A 25,370-nucleotide genomic window follows, 5' to 3' on the forward strand; every position below is an offset into this window, starting at 1 on the left:
GCATGGAACTTCTCGTTGCCTCTGCCGTGGGCATTCTGACGGCGGCAGGTGTCTACCTGATCCTGCGCCGCCGCAGCTTCCCGGTGATCCTGGGCCTGTCGCTCCTGACCTATGCGGTCAACGTGTTCCTGTTTGCCACCGGCAGGCTGGTCACCGGCGCGCCGCCGATCCTCAACAAATATGAGGAGGTCGCCTATACCGATCCGCTGCCGCAGGCGCTGGTGCTCACCGCCATCGTGATCTCCTTCGGCATGACTGCTGTTGTGGTGATGATCGCGCTGGGGGCCTATCTCTCGTCCCGCGATGACGGCACCGCCATGCCGGTTGAGGCCGACGGCGCAGAGGAGGACGCATAATGGAGCATCTTCTGATCGCGCCGGTGGTTCTGCCGGCCCTCGTTGCGCCCTTCATCATCATGGTGCTGCGCCACCATCTGGACCTGCAGCGGATCTTCTCGCTGGCCAGTGCGGTGCTGCTGGCAGGCATCACACTGGCGCTGGCCGCGCAGTCCGCCGATGGCACGGTAAAGGTCTACGAGCTCGGCGACTGGCCCGCACCCTTTGGGATCGTGCTGGTGCTGGACCGGCTGTCGGCGATGATGATCGTGCTGACGTCGCTCTTGGCTCTACCGGTGCTGCTTTACGCCATCGGCTCCAACTGGGACACCCGCGGCGCCAACTTCCATGCGCTGTTCCAGTTCCAGCTGATGGGCATCATGGGCGCCTTCCTGACCGGCGACGCCTTCAACCTGTTCGTTTTCTTCGAGGTGCTGCTGATCGCCTCCTATGGGCTGATGATCCATTCCGGCGGCACCCGCCGGTTCCAGGCCGGGGTGCAGTATGTGGTGTTCAACCTCCTCGGCTCCACCCTGTTCCTGTTTGCACTCGGCACGCTCTACTCCGTGACCGGCACCCTCAACATGGCCGACCTGGCGGTGAAGGTCGCCCAGATTCCGGCAGAGGACACCGCCCTTCTGCGCGTGGGCGCGGTGATGCTCCTCTTGGTCTTCGCGATCAAGGCATCGCTCCTGCCGCTGCACTTCTGGCTGCCCTCGGCCTATGCCAACGCGCCGATGCCGGTGGCGGCACTGTTTGCAATCATGACCAAGGTCGGCGCCTATTCGATCCTGCGCATCTACACGCTGGTCTTTGGCCCCGAGGTTGAGGCCACCGCAGGCCTGACCGAAAGCTGGCTGCTGCCCGCCGCCATGCTGACTCTTGGCGCCGGCGCCATCGGCGTCCTCGGCTCCAAGAAGCTGGGCCGCCTCGCCGCCTTCGGCGCCATCGCCTCCATGGGCACGCTCTTGATCGCAATCTCTTTGTTCACCCAGACCGCCGCCGCAGCTGCGCTCTACTACCTAGTACACTCGACACTGGCCGCGGCGCTGCTGTTCCTGGTGGCCGACTTGGTGATGGAACGCCAGGGCCAATGGATCCTGCCGCAGCTGCCGATGCCGCAGACCGGGCTGATATCAGCGCTGTTCTTTGCTGCCGCCATCGCGCTGGCGGGGATGCCGCCGCTGTCGGGCTTCCTGGGCAAGCTCCTTGTGCTGGACGCCACCCGCGGCGCCGCCCTGGCGCCCTGGATCTGGGGTGTAATCCTGCTCGGCTCGCTCATCACCATCATCGGCATGGCCCGCGCAGGTTCGCTCCTGTTCTGGAAGGGCCACGGCCTGCCTCAACGCGCTGCGGAGGAACCCGGCTACACCGCTGCTGAAACCGCTCCGCCGCCTGCACTGGCCTTCGTGGCCTGCTTCGGCCTTCTCGGCGGGCTGGTGGCGCTCACCGTTTTTGCAGGCCCCGCCACCCGCTATGCCGAGGCAACGGCGGCGCAGCTCTACGCGCCCTCGGCCTATATCGACACCGTGCTTGGGAGGACGGCTGAATGAAACTGGTCTGGCGGCTTTTTCCGCACCCATTGCTCACGCTCCTGCTGACCCTCACCTGGCTTTTGATGGTGAACCGCTGGTCGCTGAACTCATTGGTCTTCGGCTTCCTGCTGGGGGTGGTGATCCCCTTCGTGACCCAACCCTTCTGGCCCAACCGGCCCAACCTTCGCCGCCCGTTCAAGATCGCGGAATACATCCTGGTTGTGCTGCTGGACATCGTGCAGGCCAACATCATCGTCGCCCGCATTGTGCTGTTCAAACCCAACGCCGACCGGCGCCCCAACTGGATCACCATCCCGCTGGACCTGAAAACGCCGGAAGCAATCACCGCCCTTGCCGGCACCATCACCATGACGCCCGGCACCCTTTCGGCGGACGTCTCGGATGAGGGCCACGCCCTGCTGGTCCACTGCCTCGATGCCCCCAACCCCGACGCGGTGCGGGATGAAATCAAACAGCGCTACGAGCGCCGGCTGATGGAGATTTTCGAATGATCGAAAGCGCTGCCACCTTCGCCTTCGCCTGTTTCGCGCTCGCCATGCTGATGAACCTCTGGAAGGTCGTCACCGCCCCCGATGTGGCCGACCGCATCCTGGCGCTCGACACCATGTTCATCAACGCCATCGCCCTGATGGTGCTCTACGGCATGGCGCTGGGAACCGAGATCTTCTTTGAGGCCGCAATGATCATCGCGATGCTCGGATTTGTCTCCACCGTGGCCTACGCGCGCTTCATCCTGCGCGGCAACATCATCGAGTAAGGGGCAGAAAGATGGAAACCCTGTTTGAATTCCTCGTTGCCGCCTTCCTGGTAACCGCCGGCATCTTCGGCATTGTCGGCTCCTACGGGCTGATCAAGCTGAACGACCAGATGTCCCGCCTGCACGCCCCGACCAAGGCCACGACCCTTGGCGTCGGCGGCGTGCTCTTAGCCTCCATGCTGCACGCAGCTGCGTTTGAGAAATACTTCTCCTACCATGAACTGATGATCACGCTGTTCCTGTTCCTGACCGCACCGATCACGGCAAATTTCATTGCCAAGGTGCACATCCACCGGCAGGAAACCCGCGATACCATGCCGGAGGCGGGCGGCGACGATCACTGGGCCACCCATGACACGCCCGAGGATGAGGAACGCCGCAGCGCGGAACAGACGCCGCCCGCCGAAGACTAACCGCACAGCACTCAGGAAGGCCTGACCCGTGATCGACACCTCCCGCCTGCCGCTGACCCGTGACCTGGTTCTGGTGGGCGGCGGCCACACCCACGCGCTGGTCTTGCGCAAATGGGGGATGAAGCCCCTGCCCGGCGCCCGGCTGACGGTGATCAATCCCGGCCCCACTGCACCTTATTCCGGTATGCTGCCCGGCTTTGTGGCAGGCCATTACCAGCGGGACGAACTGGACATCGACCTCGTGCGCCTCGCCCGTTTTGCCGGCGCCCGCGTGGTGCTGGGCGCGGCAGAACATATCGACACGGCTTCCCAGCTGGTGCATGTGCCCGGCCGCCCGCCGATTGCCTATGATGTCGCTTCCATCGACATCGGCATCACCTCCGCCATGCCTGACCTGCCGGGCTTTGCCGATCACGGCATCCCGGCCAAGCCACTGGGCCGCTTCGCCGCCCGCTGGGCTGCCTTCCGCGAGGATGACGGTCCCGCCCATGTCGCGGTGATCGGCGGCGGCGTTGCCGGGGTGGAGCTGGTGCTGGCCATGGCCCATGCCCTCCGCACCCGCGGGCGCCTCGCCCAGGCGACGCTGATCGACAGCAGCAGCGCCTTGCGCGCCATTGGCGAAAAGGCCCGCCAGACCCTGCGGCGCGCCCTGGTGGAACACGGCGTGCGGCTGGAGGAGAACGCCGACATAGAACGAATCGAAGACGGCTACATCACGCTGCAGGACGGGCGCGAAATCCTCTCGGATTTCACCACCGGCGCCGCCGGCGCCCGTCCCTATGGCTGGCTCGCGGACAGCGGATTAGACCTGAACGACGGCTTCATCCGCGCCAGTGAAACCCTGCAAAGCTCTGATCCGCAGGTCTTTGCCGCCGGCGACTGCGCCCATATGGAGTTCGCCCCGCGCCCCAAGGCAGGCGTCTACGCCGTGCGCCAGGCCCCGGTGCTCTACCACAACCTGCGCGCCCTGATGACCGGCGACCCGCTGCGCAAATACAAGCCGCAGAAGGACTACCTGAAACTGATCTCAATGGGCTCCAGGGAAGCGCTCGGCGAACGCTTCGGCACCACCCTGTCCGGCCCGCTGATGTGGACCTGGAAGGATCGCATCGACCAGGCCTTCATGGAAAAGTTCCGCGATCTGCCCACCATGGAGGCCTCGCCGCTGCCTGCCGAACACACCCTCGATATGGAGCAGGCACTTGGAGACAAGCCCATGTGCGGCGGCTGCGGCGCCAAGGTCGGGCGCAACGCGCTGCTCGGAACGCTTTCAGGGCTTGGCGGCACGAACCGCAACGACATAACGCCGCTGCCCGGCGACGACGCCGCCCTGCTGACCACCGGCGGCGTCCAACAGGTGATCAGCACCGACCACCTGCGCAGCTTCACCAATGACCCGGTGCTGATGACCCGCATCACCGCCGTGCATGCGCTTGGCGATATCTGGGCGATGGGGGCCGAGCCGCAGGCCGCCACCGCCAACCTGATCCTGCCGCGCATGTCCCCCGCCTTGCAGGCCCGCACCCTGCAGGAGATCATGGGCACCGCCTCTGAAGTCATGCTGGCAGCCGGGGCCGCCATCATCGGCGGCCATACCTCGCTGGGGGATGAGCTGACCATCGGCTTCACCGTTACCGGCCTTTGCCACCGCCCTGCAATTACTCTCGCGGGCGCCAAGCCGGGCGATGCCCTCATCCTGACCAAACCCCTCGGCTCCGGCGTGCTGATGGCCGCGGAGATGGCCGGCGAAGCCAAGGGAGAATGGGTGGCGGCCGCACTGGAGCAAATGAGCCAGCCGCAGGGCGCCGCCGCCCGCATCCTGCAGGACACCCATGCAATGACTGACGTCACTGGCTTCGGCCTCCTCGGCCATCTGCTTGGTATCTGCGAAGCGTCCCGCACCGGGGCAGATCTCTACACCGGCCGGATCCCCCTGATGCAAGGCGCCGCCGAATTGGCAGACCGCGGCATCCGCTCCTCACTGTTCCCCGCCAATCAGGCCGCCCTGCCGGAACTCCGAACCGCCGGCTGGCAGGACCTGCTTTTTGATCCGCAAACCGCAGGCGGCCTGCTGGCCGCGGTTGCCCCGGATCAGGCCGGAAATCTGCTGGAGCAGTTGCAGGCCGCCGGCTATCCGGCAGCCCTCATCGGCAAGGTCACAGAAGACACCGGGGCCATCACCCTCAGCGCCTAGCGCTGATACTGACAAGGGGCCAGCCCCTCTTGGCCCTAGGGGGCCAATTCACCCCGGGGTATTTCAGACCAGAAAGAAGCCCAACAACTGCTGCTTCTTTCTGGTCGAAAATACCCAGTCCCGCTGCGCCGCGGCGCAGCGCCACGCCAAACGGGCGCGGGGCATCGCAGATGTCCCGGCGACGGGCGGGAGAGCTCCGGTCAGAGACCGGACATAACCGCTGCCACCTGCGCTGCAGCCGCATCCAATCCCGCCTCATCCAGCGCCTCGGCCCCGACCGTAGAAGCGACCTCTGCGCCAATGGCCGTGCGCGACTTGCGGTAGGCGGGGTCGTAATGCTCCACCATCAGCGCCTCGGTCAGAGCAGCCTTGTTGCCCGCCTCAATGCTGGCGAACCAGCCGTCCACCACTGCACCGGAGCGGTGGGCACGCAGCGGGCCCAGCTTCTCGCGCAGCCGCTCCGCATCTGACAGGATGTCATCGTAAGCCTGCACCAAGTAGCGGCAGCGCGCCGCCACCGGCACCTGCAGTTCGATCCGCGGGGCTTGCTTCATCGCGTCCCAGACCGCAGGCGGGATGATCCGCTGGCCAATCTTGCTCGACTCCGCTTCCACCAGCACCGGGCGGGCCGGGTCCAGCCTCATCAGCGCACCCGCCAAAGCGGACTCAAACCCCTTCTGGGAGGGCTGCGGCGTTGGCATATCCCCCAGCAAGGAACCCCGGTGATTGGCCAGCCCCTCCAGGTCCAGCACCTGCACCCCCAGGTCTTCGGCGCGCTTCAGAACCTCGGTCTTGGCAGACCCGGTATAGCCGTCCAGCGCCACCAGCCGGTGCGGCAGTGCGGATTGATAGAGCGCCGCATTCACCAGCCGCCGGTAGCTCTGATAGCCGCCCTCCACCACCTCGGCGCGCCAGCCGATCTGCTGCAGCATCCAGGTAAAGGACCCCGACCGCTGGCCGCCGCGCCAGCAGTAGACCAGCGGCTTCCAGCCGCCCTCGTGGTGGCTCAGGCTTTGCTCGATGTGATTGGCGGCATTGCGGAACACCAGCGCCGCCCCCAGTTTGCGCGCCTTGAACGGGCTCTCTTGCACATAGATGGTGCCGACCTCAGCCCGTTCCTCGTTGTTCAGCACCGGCAGGCTGATCGCGCCCGGCACATGGTCCTCGGCATATTCCGCGGGGCTGCGCACGTCGATCACGGTATCGAACCCGTGGGCATAGAACTCTTGCAGGGAGGTGAATTTCAGCGCCATGCCCATGCCTACCGCGCCCCATGCGCAAGGAAAAGCCGCAATTGCTGCTGCCGCGGCGATAAGTCTTGCGCGCATTGCGCACAGGGCGCTATGGCAAGTCTCGCGAACAGACACCCCGGCGCAAACAGCCCGGTGACAGACTGCCAAGGACCAAAAGGCCATGACTACTGACCCGTTGGACATCCACACCCTGCCCGGCCACCTGATCCGGCGGCTGCACCAGATTTCCGTGGCCCAGTTCATGGACCGCATGGCGGGTGAAGGCATTGACCTCACACCAGTGCAGTTTGCCGCAATGGCCGCCATCCACCGCCATCCCGGCATCGACCAGGCTTCGGTTGCCGGGCTTATCGCCTATGACCGCGCCACCCTGGGCAAGGTGGTGGACCGGCTGGCGGACAAGGGACTGGTGGAACGCCGCGTTTCCCGGGCCGACCGCCGCGCCCGCGAGGTCAGCCTGACCCGAGACGGAACCGCGCTTCTGGAGCACATCCTGCCCATCGTGCGGGCCTCGCAGCCCGGCATCCTGACCGGCCTCACCGAGGCGGAACAGGACACCTTCGTGGCGCTGCTGCAAAAGGCGACCCTTGCAGGCAACGACCTCAGCCGCGCGCCGCAGCGCGACCTGCCCGCCCGCCACGCTGCCGAATAATCCTCAGATCAGCTGGCCGCGCGGGATATCCTCCTCCCCGAAGGGTTCGATCAGCTCCGGCCCCTCAGCCCGGTTGGAGTTCACCGCCGGATCAACCCGGTGGAAGTCCAGCACGCCCTCCGCTCCCGGCTGCATCAGCCGGGCGGCGCCATGACCCTCCTCCCCCAGCCATTTGCCCCAGTCGCCGGCCTCCAGGATCAGCGGCATCCGGTGGTGGATAGGTGAAAGCCCTTCGTTAGCGGCCGTGGTGACAATCGCGCAGGTCTTGACCGGATCGTCAGCCCCCCAGCTCTGCCAAACGGCAGCAAAGGCAATCGGCGCGCCGTCGTTGCGGCGGATGTACCAGGGCAGCCGGGCGCCCTCCTCCGACTTGGTCCATTCATAGAACCCGCTGGCCGGGATCAGGCAGCGCCGTTCGCGGGCGGCCTTGGCAAAGGCCGGCTTTTCCGCAATCGTCTCCGCCCGCGCGTTGATCAGCAGCGGCCCGGCGGTCTCTGTCTTGTACCAATGCGGCAGAAACCCCCAGCGCATGGACACCAGCTGCCGCCCGGCATCACCCGCCTGCACCACATGCACCGGGTTGGTCGGGCAGACGTTGTAATTGGGCACCTTGGGCAAATCATTTGCCGGCTGCGCCGCAAACAGCTGCGCCATTGCATCCGTGGGCAAGGTTATGGCAAATCGTCCGCACATGCTGATTTCTAACCCGGCCCGCGGCGCGTTTGCAAAACCTTCCGCGGCACAGGATTTTCAGCCGCCCTGACAGGATGATAGATAGGCCTCATGACTCTTCAGAACGATCTCCAGTCCGCCCTGGGCTTTCTCAACCAGGGTAAGTTCAAACAGGCGCTGAAACAGTCCAAGGGCGGCATGAAACGGTATAAAAGCCACCCGGACTTCCCCAATATCGCGGGCATTTCCTTGTCAGGCCTCGGCAAGCACCGCGACGCTGTCCCCTATTTCAAGAAGGCGCTGGCGCTGGCCCCAGGCTTTCACGACGCCCGCAAGAACCTGGCGCAGACACTGCTGTTCATGCAGCAGGGTGAACCGGCGATGAAACTGCTCGAGCGGGTGCTGAAGGACCAGCCCGGCGATCAGGCCGCGCTTTATTTGCAGGCGCAGGCGCATCTGGTGATGAATGACGCCGAGGCCGCAATTGAAGCCGCCACCGCCGCGCTGGCCCGCGATCCGCGCCAGCCGCGGATGCTGCGGCTGCGCGCCACTGCCTGGAACACGCTGGGCGATGAAAAGGCCACGCTGGCGGATTATCAGGCCGCGCTCAAGGTGAACCCCAATGACGCCGACGCGCTGCAGAACGCCAGCCTGCTGCTGGCCCGCCTAATGCGCCAGGACGAGGCCACCGAAGCCGCACAAAAAGCCGTCGCTGTGGCGCCCCAGAACGCCGAGGCCCGCCGCCGCCTCGCCAGCCAGCTGATCTCCAACGGCGAAAGCGCTGCAGCGCGCGAGCAGTGCCTGGCGCTGATGGAGCTGGATCCCAAGGACACCCAGGTGCTGGAAATGCTGGCCCGCATCAGCAGCCGCGAGCAGAACGCAGAGTTGTTGCCGATAGCACAGAAGGCGCTGAAGGCCGCCGCGCCCCGCTCGCTCGACCGCGCCAACGTCAGCTTTGCCCTCGCCCGGATCGCCGATCAGGCGGGCGACAAGGAGGCTTTCGCCGCCCACAATGACGAGGCCAACGCCTGCATGGCGGCGCAGACCCCCTACGGTTACGAAGAGAGCGAGCGTCAGTTCAGCCGCATCATGGCGGCTTTCCCAGGTCAGATCGCCCCGGCAGAAACCGCGCCGGAAGGCCCGCGCCCGATCTATGTGGTGGGGATGCCCCGCTCCGGCACAACCCTGACCGAAACCGTGATCGGCCTGCACCCCGAGGTGTTTCCCTTGGGCGAACGCGGCGTGCCGGCGTTCCTGCTGCACCCCTTTATCGAAAAGGATCAGGAGTTCACGCCTGAGGCCGCCCGCACTTTCGTGTCGGAGGACATCAGCCGCCTGCCCGGAATGCCTGAGGGCACCGCAGCCTATGTCGACAAGATGCCCGACAACTACCGCCTGCTGGGCCACCTTGCCACCGCCTACCCGGATGCACGCTTTGTTCATCTTTGCCGCGATCCGCGCGATGTGGCGCTGTCGATCTGGCGCGGCTATTTCTCCGGCAGCTCGCTCACTTATGCCTACGACCTCAAGGCGATGGCGCACCGGTTCAACCTCTATGGCCGGCTGATGCAGCACTGGCGGCAGGTGATGCCGGGCCGGATCTATGATCTGCGCTATGAAAGCTTCGTTGCCGATATTGAGGGCGAAAGCCGCAAGCTGGCAGACTTCTGCGGGTTGGAGTGGGTCGAGGACATGGCCCACCCCGAACGCCACGAGGGTCAGGTGCTGACCCTGTCGAACACGCAAGTCAGGCAAACCGCGCACACTCGCTCAATCGGCAAGTGGGAGAAATACGCCGATGTCCTGGCACCCTTCATCGACGGGTTGGACCCGGAAATATGGCCGGAAATCAATGAGTAACGGGGCTTACTTGGTGTAGGCCTTGCGCGCGATTTCGATCCGCGCGTCCATCATCGACATCTCTTTCAGGATCTCCTGCCGGCGGCTGCGGTCGCCGGCCTCGCGCAGTTCGGCCCTCAGGCGCTGCAGCTCGCGCGACAGGCTCACGAACTCCGGCACCCCGCCGCTTTCGCGCACCAGCCGGTTGACCAGCTCATTCTCAGGGTCCTCGCATTTCGGCAGCGGCTTGCCGGCGCCTTGCAAGTTGTCAAAGGCGCCGTCCTTCTCGGCGGCTTCGATCCGGGCATTGATGAGGTCGATCAGCGGGTGGTCCATGGCTTTATTCTGCCATGCACGCAGGCGGTGCGAAAGCCCCCGCCACCCCGTTAACAAACGGGTGGCGAAGGTTAAGGATGCTTAAAAATAATGCGGCAGCCCTCCTGCCCGAATGTTTCGCGCGCGAAACATTGGATCCGGTCCGGGCCTATTTGCCGCTACCTATTTCACCTGCGAAATCCGCCCGTCGGTATAGGGCACATAGGGGCCTTGGGCGGCCATGTATTCCGCCAGCACATCCGCCAGGTCGGGGCCAAAGTCATAGGCGTTCTTGTCGTCTCCTTCGAACATCGCATAGCCGTCGCCGCCGTTGCGGACATAGTCATTGGTGACCACCACATAGGTCTTGGCCGGATCAACCGGCACAAAACCGTCGCCCTCCGCCACCAGCACCTCGGTGACTCGGCCCGCGTTCGGCGCGGCGGAGCTGTCCCAGCTGAATTTCAGCCCGGCCACCTGCGGGAAGCGGCCCTTGACGTCCTCCACCTGGCTGACGCCGTTCTCCAGCGCCGCGACCAAAGTCGCGCCGTCGATCTGGAAGGTCGACAGCGTGTTCTGGAATGGCAGGATGGTCAGCACCTCCCCCATGGTGACCTCCCCCGCATCCAGGCTGGCCCGGATACCACCGGAGTTGGCAATGGCAATGGTCACGCCCTGATCCTTCACCCGGTCCAGCATTGCATCAGCCACTAGGTTGCCCATCGGGCACTCCTGCACCCGGCACACATCGCGACTGCCTTCGATGGGTTCCGCGGCCTCTGCCACCACCTTGTTTCGGATCTCATCCAGCGGCTGCGCCAGTTCCGCGATCCGGTCGAGGGTCGCCGCATCCTCGCTGACTGCGGCATCCATGATCAGCGGCTCGCCGCTGGCGCTGACAACATTGCCCGCATCGTCAAACGTCACGTTCAGCTCACCCAGGAACTTGCCATAGGCATAGGCCTGCACAATCTGCACCCCGTTCACCACGGTCGGATACGGCCCGGCGGCCTTCTCGGAAGTGTTGGACAGGTAGGTGTTGCTGTGTCCGCCAACGATTACATCTACGCCGGAGGTCTCTGCCGCCACCCGCTGGTCCACACCATAGCCGGAATGGCTGAGCACCACGATCTTGTTCACGCCTTCTGCCGTCAGCCTGTCCACCTCTGCCTGCACCGCCGCAACAGGATCGGAGAAATGCACGTTCTTGCCGGGACTTGCCAGTTCATGCGTGTCCTCCGGCGTCAGCCCGATCAGGCCGATCTTCTCGCCGCCCCGCTCGATCACCGTGGATTTCTTCAGCACATCCGCCAGCGCCGGTTCACCCGACACATCCGCATTCGACATCAGCACCGGAAAGCCCACCGCATCCATGAAACCGCGCAGCACTTCCGGCCCGTCGTCGAATTCATGATTGCCGACGGTCATCCCGTCATAGCCCAGCTGGTTCATGAACTCCGCCGCGGCCTTGCCCTTGTAGTAGGTGTAGAACAGCGATCCCTGGAACTGGTCGCCGCCATCCACCAGGATCGAATTCTCCGCCCGTCCCCGTGCGTCCGCGATGGCCGTCACCAGCCGCGCGGTGCCGCCGAAACATTTGCCCTCAGCCTGATCTTCGGCGTCGCAGGTGCTGTCGTATTTGTTGATCGGCTCGAACCGCGAGTGGAAATCATTGGTATGCAGGATGGTCAGCTTGTACTCCGCCGCCGCGCTGCCCGAGATCAGGGCCAGGGCTGCAACCGATGTGAGAATACGTGCAATCATGAGGAGCGCTCCCGTTGTTCTGTTTTTGGGAATCCTGCGCCCAAACCCCGCGCCGGTCAAAGGGGAAAAGCCGTAGTGCTGCCTCCCCTTGCGTCAGCTTGACCGGCGGCTAGCCCCCAATCCCCCTTGATTCCTTTGCAAACGCAGGGCATCAGGCCGCTATGCTGATTTACAAGATTTTCCGGGCGGACGAATGGGCCGCACTGCAGGCCGCGGGCGAGACGCCGGGCGCGCCGATCGATGTTGCGGACGGCTATGTCCATTTCTCCACCGCTGCCCAGGCGGCGGAAACCGCAGCCAAGCATTTTGCCGGCGCCGAGGGGCTGACCCTGCTGGCCTGCGATGCGGATGCGATGGGCGCGGACCTGAAGTGGGAAGTGTCCCGCGGCGGCGCCGAGTTCCCGCATCTCTACCGCGATATCCGCATGTCGGATGTGGTCTGGGCCAAGCAGCTTCCGCTGGTCGAGGGCACCCATCAGTTCCCGGAGGAAATGGCATGAAGCTGACAGAGAAGCTGGCCCTTGCCGCGATGCACCGGATCGACCCGGAGGCCGCGCACGGGCTGTCGGTGAAGGCACTGACGATGGGACTGGCCCCAGCTCCCGGCCCGGTCACCTCTGCCCGGCTCAAGACCACGCTGGCCGGGATTGACCTGCCGAACCCGGTTGGTTTGGCGGCTGGCTATGACAAGAACGCCGAGGCACTGGCACCGCTGTCAAAATCCGGCTTCGGCTTTATCGAGGTCGGCGCGGCGACGCCCCGCCCGCAGCCGGGCAATCCCAAGCCGCGATTGTTCCGCCTGACGGAGGACAAGGCGGCCATCAACCGCTTCGGCTTCAACAATGAGGGCATGGCGGCCATCGGAGCGCGTCTGGCGCAGCGCCCGCGCGATGCGGTCATTGGCCTGAACCTCGGCGCCAACAAGGACAGCGAGGACCGCGCCGCGGATTTTGCCAAGGTGCTGGCCCACTGCGGCGCGCATCTGGATTTTGCGACCGTCAACGTGTCCTCGCCCAATACCGAAAAACTGCGCGACCTGCAGGGCAAGGCGGCGCTGTCAGCGCTGCTGGCCGGTGTGATCGAGACCCGCGAGGGCCTTAGCCGCCGGGTGCCGGTGTTCCTGAAGATCGCGCCGGATCTGGACCGTGCGGGTATCGAGGATATTGCCGCCGTCGCTCTGGAAAGTGGCATCGACGCGGTGATTGCCACCAACACCACCCTGTCGCGCGACGGTTTGCAAAGCGCCCATAAGGGCGAGGCCGGCGGTCTGTCCGGCGCGCCGCTGTTTGAAAAGTCCACCCGGGTTCTGGCACAATTGTCGGAGCTTTTGGATGGCAAGGTGCCGCTGGTCGGCGTCGGCGGCATCAGCACGGCGGAACAGGCCTATGCCAAGATCTGCGCCGGGGCCGCTGCGGTGCAATTCTACACAGCAATGGTCTATGGCGGGCTGTCGCTGGCCGGGGACATTGCCCGCGGGCTGGACGCGCTTCTCGCCCGGGACGGGTTTGAGAACGTCGCGCAAGCGGTTGGAACCAAACGGAAGGATTGGCTGTGATCACCTATTGGCATTACCCGAAATGCTCCAAATCCCGCGCGGGCCTTGCGCTGATCGAAGAGCGCGGTGCAGAGGTTCAGACCCGCGCTTATCTGGAGGATGCGCCCTCGGTTGAGGAACTGAAGGCGGTTCAGGCCGCGCTTGGCGTCTCCACAATTGAGATGATGCGAACCGGCGAGAAGGTCTTCAAGGAGCTGGGCCTAACGAAGGACAGCGCCGAGGAAGAGCTGCTGGCGGCGATGGCCGCGCATCCGATCCTGATCGAACGCCCGATTGCGATCAAGGACGGCAAAGCGGTCATCGGCCGGCCGACCGAGGCGATCGAAACCCTGCTCTGACCGTTTCCCGGCGCGGGAAACGGCCAAAAATCCTGCGAGGATTTTTTTGGCGCTCCATTAGCGGCGGAGCGCCAGTTTTCCGCGCCGGAAAACTGGCCGGAATTCTCGCAGAATGCCGGCTTGCTTAGACGCCCACCTGCGCCTCCAGCCGCGGGTAGCGCAGGCCCAGCGTGACGCCGCGGGCGAGGTTCAGGACGATCAGCGCAGCCCAAAGGCCATGGTTGCCAAAGGTCGGCACCAGCAGCAGCAGTGCCGCCACATAGATGGCCACCGATTGCAGCATCGCCCAACGCATGTCGCGGGTCCAGGTGGCGCCGATATAGATGCCGTCGAACATGTAGCTGGCAACGCTCAAGACCGGCAGCACCGCCGCCCAGATCAGGAATACACGGCCCGCTTCGCGCACCTCCGGCGAGGTGGACATCAGGTCGATCAGCCAGGGGCCGCCGGCGGCAAAGGCAATACCCAGCAGCACCGCACCGCCCACACCCCATTGCGAGGTCACGATGGAGGCACGGCGCACCCGCTGCCGGGCCTTGGCACCGACCGCCCCACCCACCAAAGCCTCTGCCGAAAAGGCAAAACCATCCAGCGCGAAGGCGGTGATCTCGACAAATTGCAGCAGGATCTGATTGGCGGCGAGGTTCACGTCGCCGATGCCGGAGCCGATGAACAGGAAGGTGGTGAAGGAGCCGGTCAGCAGCACCGAACGCACCATGATGTCGCCGTTCACTTGCATCATACGTTTGAGCCGTGCCGGATCGAACACCCGCGCCCAATCGCGCCATTGGTCGCCCGCAAAGGCATCGCGGCACAGGTAGAGCCCGAGCGCCAGCCCGCTCCACTCGGCGATCAGCGTGGCAATGGCAACGCCCTCCACACCCCAGCCGAGGCCAAGCACGAACCACAGGTCCAGCGCGATGTTCAACCCGTTCATCCAGACCTGCAGCAGGAATACGCCGCGGGTGCGCTCCACCGCGATCAGCCAGCCGGTGACGGCATAAAGCGCGATGGTGGCCGGTGCGCCCCAGATCCGGATCTGCAGGTAGTCACGGGCCAGGCTTTCGACCTCGGCACTGGCGGGTGCCAGTGCGAAGGCGCCCCAGAAAACGGCGCCTTGCGCGATGATAAAGACGGCTCCGGCAGCAAAGGCCAGGAGCAGCCCGCGCATCAGAAGCGCGCCGGTTTCCCCCCAGTCCCCGGCCCCGCGCGCCTGCGCTGCGAGACCTGTGGTGCCCATGCGCAGGAAACCGAAGATCCAGTAGATCGTCGCCAGAATCACCGCGCCGATGCCCACCGCGCCAATTGGCGCAGCCTCGCCCATCTGCCCCACGACGCCGGTGTCGACGGCGCCCAGAATGGGAACCGTGGCGTTCGACAGCACAATCGGCAATGCGATGCTGAGCACCCGTCTATGGGTGATCTCCGTGTCCGCGCTGGTCATCCGGTCAGCCTTCGCCGTTCTGGTCCTGCGGCATCAGGAAATGGCCGGTGGCCTGGGCAAACAGCTTGTCCTTGTGATCCTGCCAGGCCTCCACATGCACCGAGGCATAGCGGCGCCCCGAACGGTTCACCCGGGCGCGGGCATAGGCATCGCGCGGCAAGCCGGAACGCAGGTAGTCGACGGTGAAGTCGATGGTTTTGGGCTGGCGCGGCAGGTTGCCCTTGGCCATTTCCGCCGGGTCCAGATCACCGCTTTCGATGCGCTGCCAAAGGTGCGACCAGTTGAGCGTGATCATCGCGGTGATTTCCAGGAAGGCCGCCGTCACCCCGCCGTGGATCGCCGGCAGGAAGGGGTTGCCGATCAGCTTGTCATCGAAATTCAGCACCGCAGTCAGCTCATCACCGCGGCGCTCGAAGGTCACGTTCAGGAAGCGGATGTAGGGCACCGAGTCGACCAGCGCCGACAGGGCTGCATCGCGGCGCTGCTTGACCACCTGGATCGGTTCGGGACGGGGGCGGCTCAAAACTTCTTCTCCACGGTAAAGGCGCCTGAGGCGGTGGCGACGGGGCGGTCCGTGTCCTCGTCCATTGCGACCGCGCGGACAAAGGCCACGGTGCGGGTGATGTGGTGGCAGGTGGCGCGGGTGGTAATGGCCTGTCCCGGTGTGGCGGGGCGCATATAGTCGATGCGCAAGTCGATGGTGGCGGTGCCGCCAGGGGCGGAGGGATGGCTCATCACCGCTGCGCCGCAGCATGTGTCCATCAGGGCTGAGACTGCACCGCCGTGAATGACGCCGGTGGCGGGATCGCCGATCAGCTTTTCGTCATAGGCCATGCGGATCTCGGCGGTACCGTCGCCGATCTCTGTCAGCTTCATTCCCAATTGCTTGGCGTGCGGAATCGCTTCGATGAACTGGCGCGCGAGGTCGGTCTTGTCGGCCATGGGAGTGTCCTTTGGATTCTCTCCCTCATCTTTGGCCCTGCCCCGGCAAAAGCGCAAGTGTGCCGCCGCGGAGGTTGCACTGTTCGCTGCAAGTGCATAGGTTCCCGGCAAGGGAGACGACGGATGACCGACAAAAGATTGTCATTCAAGGAAATGTGCGCAGAGTTCGAGGTCACGCCGCGGACGCTGCGCTACTATGAATACATCGAATTGCTGCAGCCGGACCGCGAAGGCCGGTCGCGGTTCTACGGAGCGCGGGAGCGCGCCCGGATGAAACTGATCCTGCGCGGGCGCAAGTTCGGCTTTCAGCTGGAAGAGATCCGCCAGTGGCTGCTGATCTATGAGAAAGAGGGCAACGACGCCCAGAACCACGCCTTCATGGAAATGGCCGACCGGCAGCTGGTGGAGCTGGAAAAGCAGCGTGAGCAGATCAATGAGGCCATCGAAGAGCTGAGCGAGCTGCGCGAAAGCACCCGGGCGCTGCTTAAATAGGGCCAGCACATCTTTCCGGTAATTGAACCCCGTCCTTTTGGCGGGGTTTTTCTTTTGCAGATTCCGCTGCCGGATTCGCCAGGTTTCTGGCCAGGTGCATTGGCGAAACCCGCCTGCAGACAGCCAGTCAGCCCGTAACGTTACGTCACTTTATGTTCGTTTTGCGAACCAGTAACGCCCCGAAAAGTGACGCAACGTACAACTTACGTAAACGTAAAGTCAGTCTTGATCGAAATCCGAACTGCGCACAGCTTGGGCCTGCACCAAGCCGTAAGAGTGACGATGATGACCGAAGAAACCATGACCATCCGCGAGATGTGCGAGGCCTTTGACGTGACGCCCCGCACGCTCCGGTTCTACGAAGCCAAGGAACTGCTGTTCCCGATCCGCGACGGCCAGAAGCGGCTGTTCACCAAACGCGACCGCGCCCGGCTGAAGCTGATCCTGCGCGGCAAGCGGTTCGGGTTCAGTCTGGAGGAAATCCGCCAGCTGCTGGAGCTGTACCACGTCGGCGACCAGCAGGTGACCCAGCTCACCAAGACCTATGAGGTCGCGCGTGACCGGCTCGCCGATATGGAGCGCCAGCGCGAGGAGCTGACCGAGGCAATCGAGGACCTGAAGGACCAGCTGGCCTGGGGCGAGAAGATGATCGCCTCGATGAAGGCTAAGCAGGAGGCGGCCGAATAGGCCGCCGCCCCGCCCTTTCCCGCCGGCCTGCCCGGCATTGACCACGATCACCAAGACCCTGAAGAGGACCGCAATGCCTTCCTATCGAGCCCCCGCCAAAGACGCCCAGTTCATCCTGCACGACGTGCTGAAGGTCTCCGGCCAGGACATCCCCGGATACAATGAGCTGGACCCGGATTTCACCGGCGCCGTGCTGGAAGAGGCAGGCAAGATCGCCAGCGAAGTGCTGCACCCGCTGAACACGGTGGGCGACCAGGAGGGCTGCCGGCTGGAAAACGGCGTGGTCTACACGCCTGCGGGGTTCCTGGAAGCCTTTGAGCAGGTGAAGGAAGGCGGCTGGACGGGGCTGGACATGCCGGAGGAATTCGGCGGCCAGAACATGCCCTATGTGATGGGCACGGCGGTAGGCGAGTTCTTCTCCGCCGCCAACCAGGCCTTCACCATGTACCAGGGCCTGACCCATGGCGCGGCCTCCGCCATTCTGGCGCATGGCACTGAGGAGCAGAAGGCGGCCTATCTGCCCAATATGATCAGCTGCCAGTGGACCGGCACCATGAACCTGACCGAGCCGCATTGCGGCACCGATCTGGGCCTGATGCGCACCAAGGCGGAACCGCAGTCTGACGGCAGCTTCAAGATTTCCGGGCAGAAGATCTTCATCTCCTCCGGCGATCACGACATGGCAGAGAACATCGTGCATCTGGTGCTGGCCAAGATCCCCGGCGGCCCCGAGGGCATCAAAGGCGTCAGCCTGTTCATCGTGCCGAAGTTCCTGGTGAACGAAGACGGCAGCCTGGGTGAGCGCAACGGCGTCTCGGTCGGCAAGATCGAAGAGAAGATGGGCATCCACGGCAACTCCACCTGCGTGATGAACTATGACGGCGCGACCGGCTGGCTGCTGGGTGAGGAGCACAAGGGCATGCGCGCCATGTTCACCATGATGAACGAGGCCCGCTTGGGTGTCGGCATGCAGGGTCTGGCGCAGGCCGAGGCCGCCTATCAGAACGCATTGGAATACGCCAAGGACCGCCTGCAGGGCCGCGACGTGACCGGCGTCAAGAACCCGGACGGCCCGGCGGATCCGCTGATCGTGCATCCGGATATCCGGCGTTCGCTGATGGACCAGAAAAGCTTTGCCGAGGGCGCCCGCGCGTTCCTTCTGTGGGGCGCCACCCTGATCGACCAGGCCCACCGCGCAGGCGACAAGGATGCGGACGGTCTGATTTCGCTGATGACGCCGGTGATCAAGGGTTTCCTGACCGACCAGGGCTATGACATGACGGTGCAGGCGCAGCAGGTTTATGGCGGCCATGGCTACATCGAGGAATGGGGCATGTCGCAATACACCCGCGACGCCCGTATCGCGATGATCTACGAGGGCGCCAACGGCGTTCAGGCGCTGGACCTGGTGGGCCGCAAGCTGGGTCAGCACGGCGGCAAATACGTCCTCGCCTTCTTTGATATGGTCAAGACCTTCTGCCAGGAAAACAAAGAGATTTCAGAGGCTTTCACCAAAGATTTCATCAAGCCGCTGCAGGCTGCCTCCAAGGATCTGCAGGCGGCTGGCATGTTCTTCATGCAAAGCGGCATGAAGAACCCGAACCACGCGCTGGCGGGGTCTTATGACTTCATGCATTTGTTCGGCCAGGTCTGCCTGGGCCTGATGTGGGCGCGGATGGGCAAGGCGGCGCAGGAAGCGCTTGACGCCGGGACGCAAGACGCGGCGTTCTATGAGACGAAACTCGCAACCGGCCGGTACTACATGGCACGGCGGCTGCCCGCGACCAAGCTGCACCTTGCCCGCATCGAAAGCGGCGCCGACACGGTGATGGCGCTGGACGCGGACGCCTTCTGATGCCTGCGGGCGTCCCCTTGCGGGGCGCCCGGTTCAGCCCCGGCCGGTGCTTTGACACACAAAGGACCGCAAGATGCCGAAACGTTTCCGCCTGACCCGCCGCCTGCCGATCGCAATGACGGAGGACGGCTACCGCAGGCTGAAAAAGTTCGCCCAGGAGGCGGGGCTGGATGAAGGCGAAGCGCTGTCATTCCTGTTCGAGAATTTCGACAGCGTGACAGACTACGAGAACCTGAGCCACCGGCTGCGGCTGTTCAACGCCGAGCTGGAGGCGCGAAAGCGCTAGAAAAGCGCAGCAAAGGGAGAGAGATGACCGAGACGCATTCCGCATGGATGACGGACGAGCACCAGATGCTTGGGGAGATGACGGCCCAGTTCATCACCAATGAATGGGCCCCCAAGTTCGAGACCTGGCGCAAGCAGGGCCTGATGGACCGGGAGACCTGGACCCAGGCCGGCGAGCTGGGCCTTCTCCTGCCCTCGATCCCCGAGGAATACGGCGGCGCCGGTGGTGATTTCGGCCATGAGGCAGTGATCCTGATGGAAGGCAGCCGCGCCAACCTGGCCAGCTGGGGCCATGGCATCCATTCCGGCATCGTCGGCCACTACATCCTGGCCTATGGCACCGAGGAGCAGAAAGCGCGCTGGCTGCCGAAGATGGTGACCGGCGAGCTGGTTGGCGCGCTAGCGATGACAGAGCCCTCCACCGGGTCGGACGTGCAGGCGATCAAGACCAAGGCAGTGAAGGACGGCAATGCCTACCGGCTGTCGGGGCAAAAGACTTTCATCACCAACGGCCAGCACGCCAACCTGATCCTGGTGGCGGCCAAAACCGACCCGTCCCAAGGCGCCAAGGGCGTGTCGCTGGTGGCGGTTGAAACGGATGGCGCCGAGGGCTTCAGCCGCGGCCGCAACCTCGACAAGATCGGCTGCCATGCGGCGGACACGTCGGAACTGTTCTTCAGCGATGTGGAAATCCCGCCGGAGAACATCCTGGGCGGCGTCGAGGGCCAGGGGTTCTATCAGATGATGCAGCAGCTGCCGCAGGAGCGGCTGATCATCGCCTGCGGCGCGGTCGGCGCGATGGAAGGCGCGGTGGAACGCACGGCGGCCTACTGCAAGGAGCGCGAAGCCTTTGGCGGGCCGCTGACACAGTTTCAGAACACCCGCTTCAAGCTGGCCGAATGCCTGACCAAGACCAAGGTCGCGCGCGCTTTCCTGGATGAATGCATCAGTGAGCATCTGCAGGGCAAGCTGACCGTCGAGAAGGCCGCAATGGCCAAGTATTGGATCACCGACACCCAAGGAGAAGTGCTGGACGAATGCCTGCAACTGCACGGCGGCTATGGCTACATGCAGGAATACGCTGTGGGCGAGATGTGGGCCGATGCCCGGGTGCAGCGGATTTACGGCGGTACCAATGAGATCATGAAGGAGCTGATTGCGCGGTCGCTGTAGGCGCAGGGGCCGCGGCGGCATCGCAGAAGGCAAATGGTGGATTTGAGTATTTGGGCAAAGAAGAAGCTCAAAGTCCGCCCTGCCCCCGCCCCGGCAGCGCCAAGCCGGAAGGCAGGGCTTCTCCTTTGGCGGTCATCGGCTCTCCAGCCTGTACCGCAGGACGAGTGCAACGGAACATGGTTAAGAAAGAATGAACCCTCCTCTTCTTCTTTGCTGAAAATACTCCACGGGGGTGCGGGGGTGTGAAACCCCCGCTCCGCCATCCGAAACAGGGAGCAACAAATGACAATCAAACTGCATTGCTTTGGCGAAAGCGGCAACTCCTACAAAGCCGCGCTGGCGCTGGAGCTGGCCGGTCTGGACTGGGAACCGGTCTTTGTCGACTTCTTCGGCGGCGCGGCCCGCACGCCGGAGTTCCGGGAATTCTCTGCCATGGCCGAAGCTCCGGTTCTGGTAGACGGGGATGTAACGCTCAGCCAGTCGGGCGCGATCCAGCAGTACATCACCGACAAGACGGGCAAGTTTGGCGGCCGCCCTGAGGACAAATACGAAGTGCTGCGCTGGGTGCTGTGGGACAATCACAAGATGTCCAGCCAGGCCGGCATGACCCGGTTTCTGATCAACTTCCTGCCGGAACAGCACCGCTCGCAAGAAGTGATCAACTTCATGCAAGGCCGCCTGAAGGCCGCCTATGCCACGCTGGAACACCATCTGGAGGGCCGCGAGTGGATTGTTGGCGACAGCCTCACCAATGCCGACATCAGTTGCTGCAGCTACCTCTACTACCCGGAACCCTTCGGCTTTGACCGGGCCGAATGGCCGCATATCGACGCCTGGCTGGACCGCATCAGCGCCCTGCCCGGCTGGAAACACCCCTATGATTTGATGCCCGGCAACCCGTCGGACCGGGCCTGAGGAGAGCACAATGACAGACGCATATATCTATGACGCGCTGCGCACCCCGCGCGGCAAGGGACGCAAGGACGGCTCCCTGCATGAGGTGACCTCGGTCCGCCTCTCGGCGCTCACGCTGAACGCAATCAAGGAGCGCAACAATCTGGAAGGCCATGCGGTCGAGGATGTGATCTGGGGCAACGTGACCCAGGTGATGGAACAGGGCGGCTGCCTGGCGCGCTCTGCCGTACTGGCCTCGGACCTGGATGAGCGTATCCCGGGCCTGGCGATCAACCGCTTCTGCGCTTCCGGCATGGAGGCGGTGAATCTGGCGGCGAACCAGGTGAAGGGTGGTGCAGGCGATGCCTATATCGCGGGCGGCGTGGAGATGATGGGCCGGGTGGCCATGGGCTCCGACGGCGCGGCGATTGCGGTGGACCCGAGCCTCGCGATGGAGACTTATTTCGTGCCGCAGGGCATCTCGGCCGACATTATCGCAACTGAATACGGCTTTACCCGGGATCAGGCCGATGCGCTGGCGATGGAATCCCAGCGCCGGGCCGCCAAGGCCTGGGAAGAGAAGCGGTTCGAGAAGTCGGTGATTACTGTCACCGACCAGAACGGCCTGCCGATCCTCGCCCATGACGAATACATGCGCCCCGGAACAGACATGCAGGCGCTGGGGTCGCTGAACCCGGCGTTCCAGATGATGGGCGAGCAGATGCCGGGCTTTGATAAAGTCGCAATGCTGAAATACCCGCATCTGGAACGGATCAACCACATCCACCACGCGGGCAACTCCTCTGGCATCGTGGATGGCGCTGCGGCGCTTCTGATCGGCAACAAGGAGTTTGGTGAAAAGCACGGTCTGAAACCGCGCGCCCGGATCAAGGCCACCGCCAAGATCGGCACCGATCCGACCATCATGCTGACCGGCCCGGTACCTGTGACCGAGAAGATCCTCGCCGACAACGGCATGAAAATCAGCGACCTGGACCTGTTCGAGGTGAACGAGGCCTTCGCCTCTGTTGTGATGCGCTTCCAGCAGGCGTTTGACGTCGACCCGGAGCTGGTGAACGTTAATGGCGGCTCCATCGCCATGGGCCATCCGCTGGGCGCCACCGGCGCGATCATCATCGGCACCCTGCTGGATGAGCTGGAGCGGCAGGACAAGGAATGCGGCCTTGCCACCCTGTGCATTGCGTCGGGTATGGGCGCCGCAACCATCATCGAGCGCGTCTGATGCCGAAGCTGGACCTATCCCAACTGCCCTGGCGGACCGGATCGGGCTACCCCGGCAAGCTGGCCGAGGCCTGTGCGGGCCGCAGCGTGCAGCCGCTGGGCGATCCCGGCGGGCTCAGCCAGTTCGGTGTCAACATCGTACGGCTGGAGCCTGGCGCGGCCTCCTCCCTGCGCCATTACCATATGGAGCAGGACGAGTTCGTGATGGTGACAGAGGGCACCTGCACACTGATCGACGATCAGGGCGCGCATGAGATGATGCCCGGCGACTGCGCAGCATTCCCGGCAGGGGACGAGAACGGCCACCATCTGGTGAACCGTTCGGACAAGCCTGCCGCCTTTCTGGTGGTCGGCACCCGCACCGCAACCGAGACCGGCTATTACAGCGATTTGGACATGATGGTGAAATTCGCAAGCGGCGAGTTCACCTTTACCCGCAAGGACGGCAGCCCGCTGACGGCTGACCAGACCGGAGAAGACACATGAGCGATTTCAAATACGACGTGGACGCAGACGGCGTCGCAATCATCACCTGGGATGCCGAAGGAAAGTCCATGAACGTCCTCACCCGCGAGGCCTTTGGCCTGGTGGAGGAATACGTGGACCGGGCGCTGGAGGACGACGCCGTCAAGGGCATCGTGATCACCAGCGGCAAGAAAGACTTTGCCGGCGGCATGGACCTCAATGTTCTGGCGACCATCCGTGAGGAGTCGGGGGAGAACCCGGCCCAAGGCCTCTTTGACTTCACCATGGGCGGCCACCGCATCCTGCGCAAGCTGGAGTTAGCGGGCATGGATCCCAAGACCAAGAAGGGCGGCAAGCCGGTGGCCTGTGCCATCAACGGCACCTGCGCCGGCATCGGCACCGAGATTGCGCTGGCCTGCCATCACCGGGTGATGACCTCCAATCCCAAGGCCAAGATCGGCCTGCCGGAGATCATGATCGGCATCTTCCCCGGCGGCGGCGGCACCACCCGGTATTCCCGCATGGTGGGCGCAATGGCCGCCGCTCCGGTCCTGCTGGAAGGCAAGATGATGGACCCGAAGAAAGCCAAGGGCGCCCAGCTGATCGACGCGGTTTCCGACGATGCGCTGGCGGCGGCCAAGGAGTGGGTGCTGAACGCCAAGGACGCAGACCTGGTAAAGCCGTGGGACGCCAAGGGCTACAAGATGCCGGGCGGCGCGCCGTATCATCCGGCGGGCTTCATGACCTTTGTCGGTGCCTCGGCGATGGTGCATGGCAAGACCCAAGGCGCCTTCCCGGCGGCCAAGGCACTGCTGTCGTCGATCTATGAGGGCGCGCTGGTCGATTTCGACACCGCACTGAAGATCGAGGCGCGCTGGTTCACCAACGTGCTGATGAACCCGTCGTCCTCGGCCATGATCCGCAGCCTGTTCCTGAACAAGCAGGCGCTGGAAAAAGGCGCCGTGCGGCCCAAGGACGTGCCGGACCAGTCGGTCAAGAAAATCGGCGTGCTGGGTGCGGGCATGATGGGTGCGGGCATCGCGCTGGTGTCGGCTCAGGCCGGCATGGAGGTTGTGCTGATCGACCGTGACCAGGAGGCCGCCGATAAGGGCAAGGCCTATTCCGCCGCCTACATGGACAAGGGCATCAAGCGCGGCAAGGCGACCGAGGAGAAGAAAGAAGCGCTGCTGGCGCAGATCACCGCCACCCCGGATCTGGACGCACTGAAGGGCTGTGACCTGATCATCGAGGCAGTGTTCGAGGATCCGGGCGTCAAGGCCGAGATGACCCAAAAGGTCGAGGCGATCATTCCCGAAGACTGCATCTTTGCCTCCAACACCTCCACCCTGCCGATCACCGAGCTGGCCAAAGCATCGAGCCGGCAGGACCAGTTCATCGGCATCCACTTCTTCTCGCCGGTTGAGAAGATGTTCCTGGTGGAGATCATCAAGGGCAAAGAAACCGGCGACCGCGCGGTGGCCAAGGCGCTGGATTATGTGCGCCAGATCCGCAAAACGCCGATTGTGGTCAACGACGCGCGCTTCTTCTACGCCAACCGCTGCATCCTGCCCTATATCAACGAGGGCCTGCGGATGATCACCGAGGGCGTCAGCCCGGTGCTGATCGACAACGCTGCGCGCCAGCTGGGCTTCCCGGTGGGTCCGGTGCAGTTGACCGATGAGACCTCGATTGATCTGGGCGCCAAGATTGCCCGCGCCACCAAGGCGGCGATGGGTGATGCCTACCCGGAAAGCCCGGCCGATGACCTGATCTTCTGGATGGAAGAACTGGGCCGTCTGGGCCGTAAGTCGAACGCGGGCTTCTTCGAGTATGACGACAAGGGCAAGCGCGCCGGATACTGGACCGGCCTGCAGGAGAAGTACCCGCTGGCATCCGAACAGCCCGACCTGATCGAGGTGCAGGAACGTCTGATGTTCGCACAGGTTCTTGAGGCGGTACGGGCGCTGGAGGAAGGCGTGCTGATGGATATCCGCGAGGGCGACGTCGGCGCCATCCTGGCCTGGGGCTTTGCGCCGTGGTCCGGCGGCCCGCTCAGCTGGCTGGACATCCTGGGCACGCCCTATGCGGCGGAGCGTTGCGACAGCCTGACGGAGCAGTTCGGCGAGCGTTTCGCCTGCCCGGAACTGCTGCGGGAGATGGCGGAGAAGGGCCAGAGCTTCTACACCCGCTTTGCGCCGGAAACTTCTGCGGCGGCCTGAAGGCAAACATAAAACGAGGAAAGGCCAGC

The 25,370-nt window shown here is 64.1% G+C and carries 27 protein-coding genes; 20 read left to right on the forward strand and 7 right to left on the reverse strand.

Annotated features, from left to right (window positions below; genetic code table 11):
- Positions 1–2 precede the first annotated feature (2 nt).
- The 6 genes from GC1_RS03950 to selD are packed head-to-tail and all read left to right on the forward strand — an operon-like array spanning position 3 to position 5,255.
- The gene (locus GC1_RS03950) at positions 3–356 is read left to right on the forward strand and encodes a Na+/H+ antiporter subunit C (RefSeq protein ID WP_019295817.1); all 354 of its coding nucleotides are present in this window, start codon (positions 3–5) and stop codon (positions 354–356) included.
- A complete protein-coding gene (locus GC1_RS03955) occupies positions 356–1,888 on the forward strand; it encodes a monovalent cation/H+ antiporter subunit D (RefSeq protein WP_019295816.1) in 1,533 nt (510 codons plus the stop codon). The genes GC1_RS03950 and GC1_RS03955 overlap by 1 nt, the downstream gene beginning before the upstream one ends.
- Positions 1,885–2,382: a Na+/H+ antiporter subunit E gene (locus tag GC1_RS03960; RefSeq protein ID WP_019295815.1), complete on the forward strand. Its 498-nt coding sequence runs from the start codon at positions 1,885–1,887 to the stop codon at positions 2,380–2,382. Before GC1_RS03955 ends, GC1_RS03960 begins: the two co-directional genes overlap by 4 nt.
- A complete protein-coding gene (locus GC1_RS03965; RefSeq protein WP_019295814.1) occupies positions 2,379–2,648 on the forward strand; it encodes a K+/H+ antiporter subunit F in 270 nt (89 codons plus the stop codon). The genes GC1_RS03960 and GC1_RS03965 overlap by 4 nt, the downstream gene beginning before the upstream one ends.
- Before the next feature lie 11 nt (positions 2,649–2,659).
- The gene (locus GC1_RS03970; protein ID WP_019295813.1) at positions 2,660–3,061 is read left to right on the forward strand and encodes a Na+/H+ antiporter subunit G; all 402 of its coding nucleotides are present in this window, start codon (positions 2,660–2,662) and stop codon (positions 3,059–3,061) included.
- A gap of 31 nt (positions 3,062–3,092) precedes the next feature.
- Positions 3,093–5,255, forward strand: coding sequence for a selenide, water dikinase SelD (selD, locus tag GC1_RS03975; protein ID WP_029204775.1), 2,163 nt, complete (start codon positions 3,093–3,095; stop codon positions 5,253–5,255).
- A gap of 200 nt (positions 5,256–5,455) precedes the next feature.
- On the opposite strand, the gene mnmH is transcribed toward selD, so the two are convergent.
- A complete protein-coding gene (mnmH, locus tag GC1_RS03980; RefSeq protein WP_036761926.1) occupies positions 5,456–6,508 on the reverse strand; it encodes a tRNA 2-selenouridine(34) synthase MnmH in 1,053 nt (350 codons plus the stop codon).
- Positions 6,509–6,668: 160 nt separating this feature from the next.
- Here mnmH and GC1_RS03985 point away from each other — a divergent pair, with 160 nt between their 5' ends.
- The gene (locus tag GC1_RS03985) at positions 6,669–7,160 is read left to right on the forward strand and encodes a MarR family winged helix-turn-helix transcriptional regulator (RefSeq protein WP_019295810.1); all 492 of its coding nucleotides are present in this window, start codon (positions 6,669–6,671) and stop codon (positions 7,158–7,160) included.
- A 3-nt stretch (positions 7,161–7,163) separates the two neighbouring features.
- On the opposite strand, the gene GC1_RS03990 is transcribed toward GC1_RS03985, so the two are convergent.
- On the reverse strand, positions 7,164–7,853 hold the full coding sequence (locus GC1_RS03990) for an SOS response-associated peptidase (RefSeq protein WP_036761922.1): 690 nt from the start codon (positions 7,851–7,853) through the stop codon (positions 7,164–7,166).
- 90 nt (positions 7,854–7,943) lie between these two features.
- On the opposite strand from GC1_RS03990, the gene GC1_RS03995 reads away from it, so the two are divergent.
- Positions 7,944–9,692, forward strand: coding sequence for a tetratricopeptide repeat-containing sulfotransferase family protein (locus tag GC1_RS03995; RefSeq protein WP_019295808.1), 1,749 nt, complete (start codon positions 7,944–7,946; stop codon positions 9,690–9,692).
- A 6-nt stretch (positions 9,693–9,698) separates the two neighbouring features.
- Here GC1_RS03995 and GC1_RS04000 read toward each other — a convergent pair whose 3' ends face one another.
- On the reverse strand, positions 9,699–10,007 hold the full coding sequence (locus GC1_RS04000) for a J-domain-containing protein (RefSeq protein ID WP_019295807.1): 309 nt from the start codon (positions 10,005–10,007) through the stop codon (positions 9,699–9,701).
- 162 nt (positions 10,008–10,169) lie between these two features.
- Positions 10,170–11,750, reverse strand: a complete 1,581-nt coding sequence (locus GC1_RS04005) for a bifunctional metallophosphatase/5'-nucleotidase (protein ID WP_019295806.1) — start codon at positions 11,748–11,750, stop codon at positions 10,170–10,172.
- Between the two features lie 161 nt (positions 11,751–11,911).
- Here GC1_RS04005 and GC1_RS04010 point away from each other — a divergent pair, with 161 nt between their 5' ends.
- Genes GC1_RS04010 through arsC form a run of 3 tightly spaced genes read left to right on the forward strand, consistent with a single transcriptional unit; the run spans position 11,912 to position 13,643 of the window.
- Complete coding sequence (locus GC1_RS04010; RefSeq protein WP_019295805.1) at positions 11,912–12,250, forward strand: DUF952 domain-containing protein; 339 nt, start codon at positions 11,912–11,914, stop codon at positions 12,248–12,250.
- Entirely contained in the window at positions 12,247–13,305 is a 1,059-nt protein-coding gene (locus tag GC1_RS04015; RefSeq protein WP_019295804.1) for a quinone-dependent dihydroorotate dehydrogenase, read from the forward strand. Before GC1_RS04010 ends, GC1_RS04015 begins: the two co-directional genes overlap by 4 nt.
- Complete coding sequence (gene arsC / locus GC1_RS04020; RefSeq protein WP_029204773.1) at positions 13,302–13,643, forward strand: arsenate reductase (glutaredoxin); 342 nt, start codon at positions 13,302–13,304, stop codon at positions 13,641–13,643. The genes GC1_RS04015 and arsC overlap by 4 nt, the downstream gene beginning before the upstream one ends.
- A gap of 124 nt (positions 13,644–13,767) precedes the next feature.
- Here arsC and GC1_RS04025 read toward each other — a convergent pair whose 3' ends face one another.
- From GC1_RS04025 to GC1_RS04035, 3 genes are read right to left on the reverse strand one after another with little or no spacing between them, the layout of a single operon-like run.
- Positions 13,768–15,087, reverse strand: a complete 1,320-nt coding sequence (locus GC1_RS04025; protein WP_019295802.1) for an MATE family efflux transporter — start codon at positions 15,085–15,087, stop codon at positions 13,768–13,770.
- Positions 15,088–15,091: 4 nt separating this feature from the next.
- Positions 15,092–15,610: a PaaI family thioesterase gene (locus GC1_RS04030; protein ID WP_019295801.1), complete on the reverse strand. Its 519-nt coding sequence runs from the start codon at positions 15,608–15,610 to the stop codon at positions 15,092–15,094.
- The gene (locus tag GC1_RS04035) at positions 15,607–16,029 is read right to left on the reverse strand and encodes a PaaI family thioesterase (protein WP_019295800.1); all 423 of its coding nucleotides are present in this window, start codon (positions 16,027–16,029) and stop codon (positions 15,607–15,609) included. The genes GC1_RS04030 and GC1_RS04035 overlap by 4 nt, the downstream gene beginning before the upstream one ends.
- Before the next feature lie 123 nt (positions 16,030–16,152).
- Here GC1_RS04035 and GC1_RS04040 point away from each other — a divergent pair, with 123 nt between their 5' ends.
- The 9 genes from GC1_RS04040 (at position 16,153) to GC1_RS04080 (ending at position 25,341) form a co-directional block, all read left to right on the forward strand.
- Complete coding sequence (locus GC1_RS04040; RefSeq protein WP_019295799.1) at positions 16,153–16,521, forward strand: MerR family transcriptional regulator; 369 nt, start codon at positions 16,153–16,155, stop codon at positions 16,519–16,521.
- A 285-nt stretch (positions 16,522–16,806) separates the two neighbouring features.
- Entirely contained in the window at positions 16,807–17,208 is a 402-nt protein-coding gene (locus GC1_RS04045; RefSeq protein ID WP_029204772.1) for a MerR family transcriptional regulator, read from the forward strand.
- Positions 17,209–17,281: 73 nt separating this feature from the next.
- Positions 17,282–19,063: an acyl-CoA dehydrogenase C-terminal domain-containing protein gene (locus tag GC1_RS04050; RefSeq protein WP_019295797.1), complete on the forward strand. Its 1,782-nt coding sequence runs from the start codon at positions 17,282–17,284 to the stop codon at positions 19,061–19,063.
- A gap of 73 nt (positions 19,064–19,136) precedes the next feature.
- The gene (locus GC1_RS04055; protein WP_019295796.1) at positions 19,137–19,349 is read left to right on the forward strand and encodes a hypothetical protein; all 213 of its coding nucleotides are present in this window, start codon (positions 19,137–19,139) and stop codon (positions 19,347–19,349) included.
- Positions 19,350–19,372: 23 nt separating this feature from the next.
- Positions 19,373–20,521, forward strand: coding sequence for an acyl-CoA dehydrogenase family protein (locus tag GC1_RS04060; RefSeq protein WP_019295795.1), 1,149 nt, complete (start codon positions 19,373–19,375; stop codon positions 20,519–20,521).
- A gap of 282 nt (positions 20,522–20,803) precedes the next feature.
- On the forward strand, positions 20,804–21,436 hold the full coding sequence (locus tag GC1_RS04065) for a glutathione S-transferase family protein (protein ID WP_019295794.1): 633 nt from the start codon (positions 20,804–20,806) through the stop codon (positions 21,434–21,436).
- Positions 21,437–21,446: 10 nt separating this feature from the next.
- Positions 21,447–22,658 carry an acetyl-CoA C-acetyltransferase gene (locus GC1_RS04070; protein WP_019295793.1) on the forward strand — a complete coding sequence of 404 codons (1,212 nt, stop codon included), beginning with the start codon at positions 21,447–21,449 and terminating at the stop codon, positions 22,656–22,658.
- A complete protein-coding gene (locus tag GC1_RS04075; RefSeq protein ID WP_019295792.1) occupies positions 22,658–23,143 on the forward strand; it encodes a cupin domain-containing protein in 486 nt (161 codons plus the stop codon). The genes GC1_RS04070 and GC1_RS04075 overlap by 1 nt, the downstream gene beginning before the upstream one ends.
- Complete coding sequence (locus GC1_RS04080; RefSeq protein ID WP_019295791.1) at positions 23,140–25,341, forward strand: 3-hydroxyacyl-CoA dehydrogenase NAD-binding domain-containing protein; 2,202 nt, start codon at positions 23,140–23,142, stop codon at positions 25,339–25,341. The genes GC1_RS04075 and GC1_RS04080 overlap by 4 nt, the downstream gene beginning before the upstream one ends.
- Positions 25,342–25,370 lie beyond the last annotated feature (29 nt).

The sequence above is a fragment of the Leisingera sp. ANG1 genome, assembly GCF_000203975.2.
Lineage (GTDB): Bacteria > Pseudomonadota > Alphaproteobacteria > Rhodobacterales > Rhodobacteraceae > Leisingera.

Bases quoted from the DNA above. Each gene is read 5' to 3' on its own strand.
- GC1_RS04050 (WP_019295797.1), top strand. From the start codon at position 17,282: ATGCCTTCCTATCGAGCCCCCGCCAAAGACGCCCAGTTCATCCTGCAC.
- GC1_RS03955 (WP_019295816.1), top strand. From the start codon at position 356: ATGGAGCATCTTCTGATCGCGCCGGTGGTTCTGCCGGCCCTCGTTGCG.
- GC1_RS03970 (WP_019295813.1), top strand. From the start codon at position 2,660: ATGGAAACCCTGTTTGAATTCCTCGTTGCCGCCTTCCTGGTAACCGCC.
- GC1_RS04080 (WP_019295791.1), top strand. From the start codon at position 23,140: ATGAGCGATTTCAAATACGACGTGGACGCAGACGGCGTCGCAATCATC.
- GC1_RS04070 (WP_019295793.1), top strand. From the start codon at position 21,447: ATGACAGACGCATATATCTATGACGCGCTGCGCACCCCGCGCGGCAAG.
- GC1_RS03960 (WP_019295815.1), top strand. From the start codon at position 1,885: ATGAAACTGGTCTGGCGGCTTTTTCCGCACCCATTGCTCACGCTCCTG.
- GC1_RS03995 (WP_019295808.1), top strand. From the start codon at position 7,944: ATGACTCTTCAGAACGATCTCCAGTCCGCCCTGGGCTTTCTCAACCAG.
- GC1_RS04035 (WP_019295800.1), bottom strand. From the start codon at position 16,029: ATGGCCGACAAGACCGACCTCGCGCGCCAGTTCATCGAAGCGATTCCG.
- GC1_RS04055 (WP_019295796.1), top strand. From the start codon at position 19,137: ATGCCGAAACGTTTCCGCCTGACCCGCCGCCTGCCGATCGCAATGACG.
- GC1_RS04000 (WP_019295807.1), bottom strand. From the start codon at position 10,007: ATGGACCACCCGCTGATCGACCTCATCAATGCCCGGATCGAAGCCGCC.
- GC1_RS04045 (WP_029204772.1), top strand. From the start codon at position 16,807: ATGACCGAAGAAACCATGACCATCCGCGAGATGTGCGAGGCCTTTGAC.
- GC1_RS04005 (WP_019295806.1), bottom strand. From the start codon at position 11,750: ATGATTGCACGTATTCTCACATCGGTTGCAGCCCTGGCCCTGATCTCG.
- GC1_RS04065 (WP_019295794.1), top strand. From the start codon at position 20,804: ATGACAATCAAACTGCATTGCTTTGGCGAAAGCGGCAACTCCTACAAA.
- GC1_RS04040 (WP_019295799.1), top strand. From the start codon at position 16,153: ATGACCGACAAAAGATTGTCATTCAAGGAAATGTGCGCAGAGTTCGAG.
- GC1_RS03985 (WP_019295810.1), top strand. From the start codon at position 6,669: ATGACTACTGACCCGTTGGACATCCACACCCTGCCCGGCCACCTGATC.
- GC1_RS03950 (WP_019295817.1), top strand. From the start codon at position 3: ATGGAACTTCTCGTTGCCTCTGCCGTGGGCATTCTGACGGCGGCAGGT.
- GC1_RS04075 (WP_019295792.1), top strand. From the start codon at position 22,658: ATGCCGAAGCTGGACCTATCCCAACTGCCCTGGCGGACCGGATCGGGC.
- GC1_RS04015 (WP_019295804.1), top strand. From the start codon at position 12,247: ATGAAGCTGACAGAGAAGCTGGCCCTTGCCGCGATGCACCGGATCGAC.
- GC1_RS04025 (WP_019295802.1), bottom strand. From the start codon at position 15,087: ATGACCAGCGCGGACACGGAGATCACCCATAGACGGGTGCTCAGCATC.
- GC1_RS04060 (WP_019295795.1), top strand. From the start codon at position 19,373: ATGACCGAGACGCATTCCGCATGGATGACGGACGAGCACCAGATGCTT.
- GC1_RS03990 (WP_036761922.1), bottom strand. From the start codon at position 7,853: ATGTGCGGACGATTTGCCATAACCTTGCCCACGGATGCAATGGCGCAG.
- GC1_RS03965 (WP_019295814.1), top strand. From the start codon at position 2,379: ATGATCGAAAGCGCTGCCACCTTCGCCTTCGCCTGTTTCGCGCTCGCC.
- GC1_RS04010 (WP_019295805.1), top strand. From the start codon at position 11,912: ATGCTGATTTACAAGATTTTCCGGGCGGACGAATGGGCCGCACTGCAG.
- mnmH (WP_036761926.1), bottom strand. From the start codon at position 6,508: ATGGCGCTGAAATTCACCTCCCTGCAAGAGTTCTATGCCCACGGGTTC.